We start from the raw sequence: 10156 nt of genomic DNA, 5'->3' as shown, positions 1-10156 counted from the left end.
TGACCGACGCCACCGTCAGGCCTGCCACGAGCAGGCGCACGCCCGCCGGCGGAGCCCCGACCGCGCCGCACACGGCGGCGGAGGCATCCGAGCCCCGCATCGACGTGGATGCCGTCACCGATCTGCTGCTGGGCACGTGGGCGTCGACGCGACGCGAGGTGCGCGAGCTCATCAAGGACCCGGCGTTCTGGCGCGTCGAGGGCATGCCGATGGCCGAGCACCGCGAGCGCGTGCTCGCGCAGCTGCACCTGCTCGTCGACAACGGCGGGTCGCAGCGGGCGTACCCGGAGGAGTACGGGGGCCTGGGCGACAACGGCGCCAACGTCACCGGGTTCATGGAGCTGGTGCTCGCCGACCCGAGCCTGCAGATCAAGTCGGGCGTGCAGTGGGGACTGTTCGGGTCGGCGATCCATCAGCTCGGCACGAAGAAGCACCACGACCGCTGGCTGCGGCGGGTGATGAGCCTGGAGCTGCCGGGCGCGTTCGCGATGACCGAGACCGGCCACGGGTCGGACGTCGCCTCGATCGGGACGACGGCCACGTACGACCCGGCGACCGAGGAGTTCGTCATCCACACGCCGTTCCGGGGCGCCTGGAAGGAGTACCTCGGCAACGCGGCGCTCCACGGCAAGGCCGCGACGGTGTTCGCGCACCTCATCACCGGCGGCGTCGACTACGGCGTGCACTGCTTCTTCGTGCCCCTGCGCGACGACGAGGGGCGGTTCCTCCCCGGCGTCGGCGGCGAGGACGACGGCGTCAAGGGCGGGCTCAACGGCATCGACAACGGGCGCCTGCACTTCGACCAGGTGCGCATCCCGCGCGAGAACCTGCTGAACCGCTACGGCGACGTCGCCGCCGACGGCACGTACTCGAGCGAGATCGCGAGCCCCGGCCGCCGGTTCTTCACGATGCTCGGCGCACTCGTGCAGGGGCGCGTCTCGCTCGACGGCGCCGCGACGACGGCCACCGCTCTGGCGCTGCACATCGCGATCACGTACGCGAACCAGCGCCGCCAGTTCGACTCCGGCATCGGCACCGACGAGGTCGTGCTGCTCGACTACGGCAAGCACCAGCGTCGCCTGCTGCCACGGCTCGCCCAGGTCTACGCGCAGTTCTGCGCGGGCGACGAGCTGGTGCGCGCGTTCGACGACGTGTTCAGCGGGCGTGACGACACCCCCGCCGCGCGGGAGGACCTCGAGACGCTCGCCGCGTCGTTGAAGCCGCTGTCGACGTGGAACGCGCTGGACACGATCCAGGAGTGCCGCGAGGCGTGCGGCGGCGCGGGGTTCATGGCCGAGAACCGGCTCGTCGGCCTCCACCACGACCTCGACGTCTACGTCACGTTCGAGGGCGACAACAACGTGCTGCTGCAGCTCGTGGGCAAGCGGCTGCTGAGCGACTACGCGAAGCGGTTCAAGACGAAGGATGCCGCGGCGCTCGCGCGCTTCGCGGTCGGGCAGACGGCCGACCGCGTGTTCCACGGCGCGGGCCTGCGTCAGCTCGGCCAGACCGTCGCCGACCTCGGTTCGACCGCGCGCTCGGTGGAGCTGGGGCTGCGCGTCGAGCAGCAGCACGAGCTGCTCGCCGACCGCGTCGAGCACATGGTCGCCGACCTCGCCGCGCGGCTGCGTCCGGCCGCGAAGGCCAGTCCGGCAGAGGCGGCGGCCCTGTTCAACGCGAACCAGGCCGAGCTCATCGAGGCCGCCCGCGCCCACGGCGAGCTGCTGCAATGGGAGGCGTTCTCCGACGTCGTCGCCGCGATCGACGACCCCGGCACCCGGCAGGTGCTCACGTGGCTGCGCGACCTGTTCGGGCTCACGCTGGTCGAGCGCCACCTCGCCTGGTACCTCGTGAACGGACGGCTCTCGGCCCAGCGCGCCGCGGCCGTCTCCCGATACGTCGACCGCCTGTGCCTGCGGCTGCGTCCGCACGCGCAGGATCTGGTGGACGCCTTCGGCTTCGCCCCCGAGCACGTGCGCGCGCCCATCGCCTCCGGCGCCGAGCGCGATCGGCAGAACGACGCGCGCGCGTACTACACCGGGCTCGCAGCGTCCGGTCGGGCTCCTCTCACCGAGAAGAGCCTGCACCGGAAATGATCCGGTGAGCCCGGCGTGACGGCATCCGTTACCCCCACCCCCCTCCGCCGGGCTCACCCTCCTCCTCGCACGATCGCTGTCGGCGCGCGCGGGCGCGTGGGAGACTTCGATGAGGGGCCGCTCACCGTCGCCCCGGTCACGGGAGGGGCTGTCATGACGATCGCGACATCGGATGCCGCAGCGCACGAGGACTGGTACACGCGAGACGGCGAGGCGGTCGTGACCGCCCTCGGGTCGGACGCGCAGGACGGCCTCGCCGACGCCGAGGCGGCCGCGCGACGGAAGCGCTACGGGCCCAACGCGATCGCCGCGGAGCCCTCGCCCTCGGTGTGGCAGCTGGCGCTGCGTCAGCTGGCCGACCCGATGAACCTCATGCTCGTGGCCGTCGTGGTCGTGAGCTTCTTCATCCACCAGGCGTCGGTGGCGGTGCTCGTGGCCGCACTCGTCGTGCTCAACGTCGTGCTCGGCGCGCGGCAGGAGCTGAAGGCCCAGGCATCCGTCGACGCGCTCTCGAACCTGCAGGTCCCGCGGGCGCGGGTCGTGCGGGGCGGCACGCTCCGCGAGCTGCCGGCGACGGAGCTCGTGCCCGGCGACGTCGTGAACCTCGAGGCGGGCGACCTGGTCCCGGCCGACGGCAGGCTGCTGCGCTCGGCGACGCTCGAGACGCAGGAGTCGGCGCTCACCGGTGAGAGCATCCCGATCGCGAAGGACGCCGCGACCCTCCCCGACCCCGACACCGTGCTCGGCGACCGCTCGAACATGGTCTTCCAGAACACCCTCGTCACGCGCGGCACCGCGACCATCGTGGTGACCGAGACCGGGATGGCCACGCAGATGGGCCGCATCGCCTCGATGCTGTCGGCCGTCGTGCCGGCGGCCTCGCCGCTGCAGCGCGAGCTCGGCGCGCTCACGCGCGTGCTCGGCATCGTGGCATGGGGCGCCGTGGCGATCATCGTCGTGATCGGCCTGCTGCGTGGGCACACGTTCGGGTCGGTCATGCTGCTCGGCATCTCGATGGCGGTCTCGGCGATCCCGTCCGGTCTGCCGACGTTCGTGCAGGGCATGCTCGCGTACGGATCGAGGCAGCTCGCCGAGCATCGCGCGGTCGTGAAGAACCTCGCCGACGTCGAGACGCTGGGCGCGACGAGCGCGATCAACTCCGACAAGACCGGCACGCTCACGATGAACGAGATGACGGTCGAGTCGCTGTACTTCCGCGACGAGTGGTTCACCGTCGCGGGGAGCGGCTACGCGAAGACCGGCGAGATCCGGCACGCGGCGGGCGCCGACGAGCCCGACTTCACCGCGCTCGCGTACGGGCTGTGCCTGTGCAGCGACGCCACCGTGTCCGACGACGGCGTCGTGGTGGGCGACCCCACCGAGGCGGCGCTCATCGTGCTGGCCGCGAAGATGGGGGCCGACGCCGAGCTGACCCGGCGCCGGTATCCGCGCTTCGCGGAGGTGCCGTTCGACTCCGCGTACAAGTTCATGGCGACCTTCCACCACGTGCCCTGGGGCGACGGGCCCGAGACGACGCTCACGGCGATCGTCAAGGGCGGTCCGGACGTGCTCCTGGCGCGGTGCTCGCGCGCGCTGACCGCCGACGGGACGACCGTGCCGCTGTCCGACGTCCGCGAGCAGATCGTCGAGGCGAACCGGTCGCTGTCGGAGCGGGGCCTGCGCGTGCTCGCCTTCGCCTATCGCGTGCTCGAGGGCCGCGACGAGCAGGTCGCCGCCGACCCGATGGCCGAGACGTCCGACCTGGTGTTCTGCGGGCTGGTCGGCATCATCGACCCGCTGCGGCCGTCGTCGACGGATGCCGTGCGCACCGCCCAGCGGGCCGGCATCGAGGTGCGCATGATCACCGGCGACCACGCCATCACCGCGGCCGCGATCGGCGCACAGCTGGGCCTGGGCCCCGGAGCGGCGAGCGGCTCGGAGATCCACGCGATGAGCGACGACGAGCTGAAGGCCGCGCTGCCGGACATCCACGTGTTCGGCCGCGTGACGCCCGAGGACAAGCTGCGTCTGGCCAGGCTCATGCAGGAGCAGGGCGCGATCGTCGCGATGACGGGGGATGCCGTCAACGACGCGGCCGCGCTCAAGCAGGCCGACATCGGCGTCGCGATGGGCTCGGGGAGCGAGGTGACGAAGCAGGCGGGCAACATGATCCTCACCGACGACAACTTCGGCACGCTCGTGACCGCCATCAGGCTCGGGCGCGACATCTACGAGAAGATCGTCGGCTACGTGCGCTTCCAGATGTCGCTGCTGTTCTCGCTCGTGCTGCTGTTCCTCGTGGCGAGCGTCTTCGACGTCAACGACGGCGTGCCGCTGACGCCGCTCATGGTGCTGTTCCTGAACTTCTTCATCACGATCTTCCCGGTGGTGGTGATCATGCTCGACCCGGTGCCGGCCGACATCATGTCGCGACCGCCGCGGGATCCGTCGGTGACGATCGCCCGCCCGCGTGCGGTGGTGCAGTGGCTGTGCTACGGCGCCCTCATGTTCGCCACGACGCTCGTGCCGCTGCTGCTGTGGCCCGCCGAGCTGAGCCCGACCGAGCCGAACGCCCCGATGACGATGGCGTTCGTGGTCTCGGGCCTCGGTGCCGTGCTGGGCGGCCTCGCGATCCGTCGCGACCCGGAGTCGGGGCTCGTCCCGCCGATCGTGGGCGCCGTGAAGTGGCTCGCGATCCCCACCGCGCTCACGGTCGTCTCGGTCGAGGTCGGCTTCATGCAGCGGCTGCTGGGGACGGTCGGACTGACCGGCGACCAGTGGCTCATCTGCCTCGCCCTCTCCCTCGTCGTGCCCGTGGTCGTCGAGGCCGAGAAGTGGGTGCGCAGGCGCGTACGCGACCGCGGCTGACGGCATCCGCGCGACCCCGCCACGCCGGCCTCGCGGCCCGTCGAGGTGTCCCCCAAACGGTGGACACTGTGGTAGCGTTTTTCTCGGCTCGCATCCGGTGGTTGGGACTGCCGGAGAGCCGATCTGGGGACTGGGGAGACTGGGGTCTACGCGGTCGATGTCTGGGGCATCGTCTGCACCTTGGTGAGACGGTTCCCTCGCGCCGTATCGCCCTAGGAAGCTCAGACGCGAGGGAACCGGGACGCTGCGCGACACCGCGACCTGCTGGGGACAGGTCTGGAGGCTCCGGCCGCTGGGGACAGCCGGACCGACGAGGTCGGGACGCGTAACTCCACCCCAAGCCTAGGGGCGACGGCGCGTCTGCGCGTCACCGCGTCGGCGGAGACGTCATGGAGCCGTCCCTTGTCCGGCCGAACGCGCGCGAAGCGGGCCGTGCCCACAGCGGTCTCCCACGCCCTGTCGACGATGGTCCTCGTCGCGCCGGCGGAGCATGCCGCCGCCGATGTCGTCGAAGGCGGCCTCGATCGGCGCGCGGGTCTCGGGGTCGAGCCTGCCGTCGACGAGGATCGCGCCCGTGCGGTCCTCCCGGACGATCAGGTAGCGGGCGTCGCGCAGCTCCCGCTCCTTCCCCTCCACCCTGTCCGGGTCGAGGGTCGCTTCCGCCCTGATCGACAGGACCCGCAGCTCGTCCGAGGTCAACCCGGGTGCCGCGCCCACCGTAGGCTCGGAGCATGACCCTCGACGTGCGGATCGACACCGACGGCCTTGCGCGCTGCGCCTGGGTCGGCGACGACGCCGAGTACCGCCGATACCACGACGAGGAGTGGGGGCGGCCGCTGCACGGCGACCGGGCGCTGTTCGAGAAGATGAGCCTCGAAGGCTTCCAAGCCGGCCTCAGCTGGATCACGATCCTGCGCAAGCGTCCGCGCTTCCGCGAGGTGTTCGCGGGGTTCGATCCCGAGACGGTCGCGGCGTTCGACTCGGACGACGTCGAACGGCTGATGGCGGATGCCGGCATCGTCCGCAACCGCGCCAAGATCGAGGCCACGATCTCCAACGCCCGCCTCGTCTCCGAGCTGGCCGAGGGCGAGCTCGACGCGCTGCTGTGGTCGTTCGCCCCCGTGGAGCACCGGCGGCCGGCATCGTTCGCCCACGTGCCGGCGACCACGCCGGAGTCGGTGGCGATGAGCAAGGCGCTGCGAAAGCGCGGCTTCCGCTTCGTCGGCCCGACGACGATGTACGCGCTCATGCAGTCCGCCGGCATGGTCGACGACCACGTCGACGGATGCTGGCGGGTGAGCTGACGGCGCAGACCCGGCTCAGCGGTCCGGCTCGATCGGCCGGGCGCTCCGCTGGTCCTGCAGATAGGCCAGCACGGCAGCCACCCGTCGGTGGACATGTCGCTCGTCCGAGAGCCCGAGCTTGGAGAACAGCGAGGACGCGTACTTCTCGATCGAGGACTCGGACAGGTGCAGCTCCTGCGCGATCGCCGCGTTGGTGCGCCCCTGCGCCATGAGCCCGAGGACGTCCCGCTCGCGGTCGGTCAGGGCCGCCAGGTGCGACGAGGCGCGGCCGGCGTGGACGAGAGACGCCACGACGTCGGGGTCGATCTGCGAGCCGCCCTCGGCGACGGTCGTGACCGCGCGGATGAGCGTCCGAGGATCTCCGATGCGCTCCTTCAGCAGGTACGCCATGCCGGCGGTGCCGCCGCGGAGCAGGTCCATCGCGTACGCCGCGTCGTTGTACTGCGAGAGCACGACGACGCCGATCGTGGGATGCCGCAGGCGGATGCGGTGCGCCGCCTCGATCCCCTCGGTGCCGTGCGTCGGCGGCATCCTGATGTCGGTCACGACAGCGTCGGGCACCTCGCGGTCCACCACCCGCTCGAGCTCCTCGGCGTCGCCCACCACGGCGATCACCTCGATCGTGCCGTCGGCGGTGAGCGCTCGCCGCACGCCCTCGCGGACCAGGTAGTGGTCGTCGGCGACGACCGCGCGGAGCCGCGTCGTCATCGTCGCCCCCGCTCGGCGGTGAGCGGGAACGCGGCCGACACCGCCGTCCCGCCCCCGGGACGGGCAGCGACGTCGAGCCGTCCGCCGACGGCGGCGACCCGTTCGCGCAGGTTCGCCAGGCCGCTGCCGGAGACGCGCTCGGGCTCGAAGCCGACGCCGTCGTCGCGCGCGCACACCGTGAGCACGTCGCCCTCGACGTGGAGGGCGATCTCGAGGTGGGCGGCGACGCCGTGCTTCAGCGTGTTCGCGAGCGCCTCCGCGATCGTGAAGTAGGCGGCGCCCTCGACGTCGTCGGGGAGGACGGCGCTGCGGAGGCCCGGGTCTGCGTGCACCGTCGTGGGAACGGGATGCCGGCCCGCCAGCGCCTCGACGGCGGGGAGCAGACCGCGATCGCTCAGCAGCGCGGGATGGATGCCCTGGGCCAGGTCGCGCAGGTCGGCGAGCACGCGGCGCAGCCCCTCCTGCGTCTGGGCGAGCTCCTCGCCGAGGGGTCCGGAGCCGTGCTCGTGCTCCTGCCGCGCCTGACCGACCAGGCCGATGAGCGCGGTGAGGTCCTGCTGCACGCCGTCGTGGATGTTGCGCTCGATGCGGCGGCGCTCCTGCTCCTGCGCGCGGACCAGGCGGGCGCGCGAGGCGCGCAGGAGCTCGGCCTGGTCGGCCAGTTCGCGCGTCAGCCGCACGTTGCGGACCGCCATGCCGGCCTGCCGCGCGAACGTCTCGATGATCGCGACGTCGGAGCCGCTGAGACGACCCGACGTCTTCGGTCCGCACTCCAGCATCCCCACGCGCTCGCCCTCGACCTCGATCGGGACGACGAGCACGGGATGCCGGTCGTCGTGGTCGTCGGGCGATCCGTCGTCCGCGGCATCCGCCCCGCCGTCGCTGCGCAGCAGCCGCACGCGTGCCCAGCGCAGGCCCATGCCGTCCTCGAGCGTGGCCCGCATGCGGGGGAGGAGCGCGTCGAGGTCGTCGATCGTCGCGAGCGACTCGCCGAGCCCCACGACCAGCTGCGTCGGATCGGTGCGGGCTCCGAACACCCAGCGGTCGGCGAGTCTCTCCAGGCGCGCGCGAACGGGCTGGACGACCACGGCGATCACCAGCGCGACCGTCGCGGCCCAGCCGACCGGCAGCAGGGCGCTCGCCGCCGTGCCGGCCGTGGAGGCCACGACCACGAACACCACGGCGATGAGCGTCCAGAGGAGCCCGTAGATCACGGACCCGCGGATCACGTGGTCGGCGTTGAGGCGGGCCGGCTGCAGCACGCCGAGTCCCATCGCCACGGTGAAGCCGATGACGACCACGCTCCACGCGAGAGTGATGAGGATCTCGTCGGTCGGGATGGCCTGGAAGACGAGCGGGATGGGCATGAGCGTGACGGGGAGGAGCAGCCAGCGCATCGCGCGGCGCGCTCGCGGATCGGCCCGTCGGTAGCGGAGGACCAGCAGCACCGCCCCGACGCACGCGACGAGCGGGCCGGAGGCCTCCAGCACGGCACCGCCCAGGCGCGGGTCGATCGAGAGGAGCGAGCCGCCCCACGGGTTCGGCACCGGTGCGTCGGCGTGCACGTAGAACGGCAGCACGACCCGGGTGCTGCCCAGCAGCAGCACGACGGGAACCAGGAGCACCAGCCAGGTGAGCCGCAGCGCGATGCGCTCGGAGCGGCGCCGGACCACCCCGTCGGCGAACAGCCCGAGGATCCGCGCGCTCGCGATCGCCGGGATCAGGTAGCCGCACTGCTGAGCGAAGTTCCACAGCGCGATCGTCGCGCCCGGCGCGTCGGCCGCGAGCTCCGCGCGCAGGACGTACGTCACGAGCTCGAAGACGGCGACCACGGTGCCGAGCGCCAGCCAGGGGGCGAGCGGATGCCGGGGCCGCCGCGCCAGGACGACCGCCGCGACCACGATCGTCACGACGTACATCGCCATCCACGGCACGAGGTCACCCGGGTCGGCGGGAACGGCGACCACGCAGACCACGACCCAGCAGGTCGCGCTCACGCCGATGAGCGCCCAGGTGGCGGCCAGGCGCACGGTGTCGCGCGAGCGGGCGGTTCCCCGCAGTCGGAGGCCGGACAGGTCGCCCGACAGCGCGCTGGTGGTCATGGCACTTTCCATGATGGACCTCGCGCCGGTCGCTGTCGTGGGGGTGAGCCACCGGCGACGTTGCGGATTTCCGCAGGCGATCCTGCGGCCAGCGCGGTGTCGAGCACCGTGCGGCGGCGCGTAGCGTGCCGCCCAGTGAAGCCGTCCGTGCCCGACGGACGTTCGACGAGAGGGGACTCTCATGCGCAAGGCATTCCTCGTGGTCAACGCCCTGCTGACCCTGTCGCTCATCGCGCAGCTCTACCTCGCGGCACTCGGGTTCTTCTCTCCGCCGGAGGACGAGCTGTTCCGGTTCCACGGCATGAACGGCAGGTTCGTCCTGCCGGTGCTGCTGATCGTGTGGATCGTGCTCGGGTTCGTCGCCCGGATCGGCCGTTCGAACATCGTGCTCACCTTCGTGTGCCTCGTGCTGCTCGCGCTCCAGACGGTGTACTTCATCGTGGCCGGGGCGCTGGGCGCGACCCCGCCGCCGAACGAGTCGACCCCGGGCGCGACGCCGTACATCCTCGCGCTGCACGGGCTCGGCGGCACGATCCTGCTGCTGCTCACGGTCGTGGTGTTCAGCCGGGTGCGGAGGATGGGACCGCGCGTGCGCGCGGCCGAGGCGTCGGAGCCCGCCGGCGCCCGGGCGTCCTCCGCCGCCGGCTGAGGCGCGGCCGACCGGAGGCTTCCGTGATCGCCCTGTTCCTCGGCCTCGGCTACGTGGGGCTCGCCGCCGTCGGTGCGGCCTGCTGGGGGCTCGCCCTCGCGAGCGCGGGTCGCGCGAGCGGACGCGGTCCGTCGTCGCGGACGGTCGGGATTCTCGTCGCGGGCGGGCTCGCGGCGCTCGTCGTGCGCGTGGTCGTCGTCGTCGTGCTCGCGCAGCGGGATGCCGGGTTCGTCCAGGAGAAGGTCGTGGTCGGCCTGCCGTTGAGCGCTGCCGCGTCGATCGTGGCGGCGCTGGCGTGGTTCCTGCCGCGGCAGGTCGTCCGGCCGCTCCGGCGCGAGGGGCTCACGGCGGGCGCGATGGCGGTGGCGGCGGCCGCCGCCATCGTCGAGGTGCTGCTGACCGTCGCCGTGGGCGCCCCGGTGGGTGCGG

At 72.3% G+C, this 10156-nt stretch carries 8 protein-coding genes; 5 read left to right on the top strand and 3 right to left on the bottom strand.

What is annotated here, in order from left to right; translation table 11 throughout:
- A partial coding sequence (locus tag WML84_RS09360) for an acyl-CoA dehydrogenase (protein WP_347345877.1) occupies positions 1–2096 on the top strand: 2096 nt, incomplete at its 5' end.
- A gap of 153 nt (positions 2097–2249) precedes the next feature.
- Complete coding sequence (locus WML84_RS09355) at positions 2250–4964, top strand: cation-translocating P-type ATPase (protein ID WP_347345876.1); 2715 nt, start codon at positions 2250–2252, stop codon at positions 4962–4964.
- 387 nt (positions 4965–5351) lie between these two features.
- On the opposite strand, the gene WML84_RS09350 is transcribed toward WML84_RS09355, so the two are convergent.
- Positions 5352–5681: a DUF222 domain-containing protein gene (locus tag WML84_RS09350; RefSeq protein ID WP_347345875.1), complete on the bottom strand. Its 330-nt coding sequence runs from the start codon at positions 5679–5681 to the stop codon at positions 5352–5354.
- A 14-nt stretch (positions 5682–5695) separates the two neighbouring features.
- On the opposite strand from WML84_RS09350, the gene WML84_RS09345 reads away from it, so the two are divergent.
- Complete coding sequence (locus WML84_RS09345) at positions 5696–6268, top strand: DNA-3-methyladenine glycosylase I (RefSeq protein ID WP_347345874.1); 573 nt, start codon at positions 5696–5698, stop codon at positions 6266–6268.
- A gap of 15 nt (positions 6269–6283) precedes the next feature.
- Here the strand turns inward: WML84_RS09345 and WML84_RS09340 are convergent, their stop codons facing one another.
- The gene (locus tag WML84_RS09340) at positions 6284–6976 is read right to left on the bottom strand and encodes a response regulator transcription factor (protein WP_347345873.1); all 693 of its coding nucleotides are present in this window, start codon (positions 6974–6976) and stop codon (positions 6284–6286) included.
- Complete coding sequence (locus WML84_RS09335) at positions 6973–9078, bottom strand: GAF domain-containing sensor histidine kinase (RefSeq protein WP_347345872.1); 2106 nt, start codon at positions 9076–9078, stop codon at positions 6973–6975. Before WML84_RS09335 ends, WML84_RS09340 begins: the two co-directional genes overlap by 4 nt.
- A 181-nt stretch (positions 9079–9259) precedes the next feature.
- Between WML84_RS09335 and WML84_RS09330 the strand changes: the two genes are divergently transcribed.
- On the top strand, positions 9260–9727 hold the full coding sequence (locus WML84_RS09330; protein WP_347345871.1) for a DUF6220 domain-containing protein: 468 nt from the start codon (positions 9260–9262) through the stop codon (positions 9725–9727).
- A gap of 23 nt (positions 9728–9750) precedes the next feature.
- Positions 9751–10156 (top strand): hypothetical protein (locus WML84_RS09325; protein ID WP_347345870.1); only part of this gene is annotated, 406 nt, incomplete at its 3' end.

It is taken from the genome of Microbacterium sp. (assembly GCF_039812165.1).
Classification (GTDB): Bacteria; Actinomycetota; Actinomycetes; order Actinomycetales; family Microbacteriaceae; genus Microbacterium.
Note: the sequence above shows the minus strand (reverse complement) of the source record. Positions and strands in the feature narration are given on the sequence as shown.

Bases quoted from the DNA above. Each gene is read 5' to 3' on its own strand.
- WML84_RS09330 (WP_347345871.1), top strand. From the start codon at position 9,260: ATGCGCAAGGCATTCCTCGTGGTCAACGCCCTGCTGACCCTGTCGCTC.
- WML84_RS09335 (WP_347345872.1), bottom strand. From the start codon at position 9,078: ATGACCACCAGCGCGCTGTCGGGCGACCTGTCCGGCCTCCGACTGCGG.
- WML84_RS09355 (WP_347345876.1), top strand. From the start codon at position 2,250: ATGACGATCGCGACATCGGATGCCGCAGCGCACGAGGACTGGTACACG.
- WML84_RS09340 (WP_347345873.1), bottom strand. From the start codon at position 6,976: ATGACGACGCGGCTCCGCGCGGTCGTCGCCGACGACCACTACCTGGTC.
- WML84_RS09345 (WP_347345874.1), top strand. From the start codon at position 5,696: ATGACCCTCGACGTGCGGATCGACACCGACGGCCTTGCGCGCTGCGCC.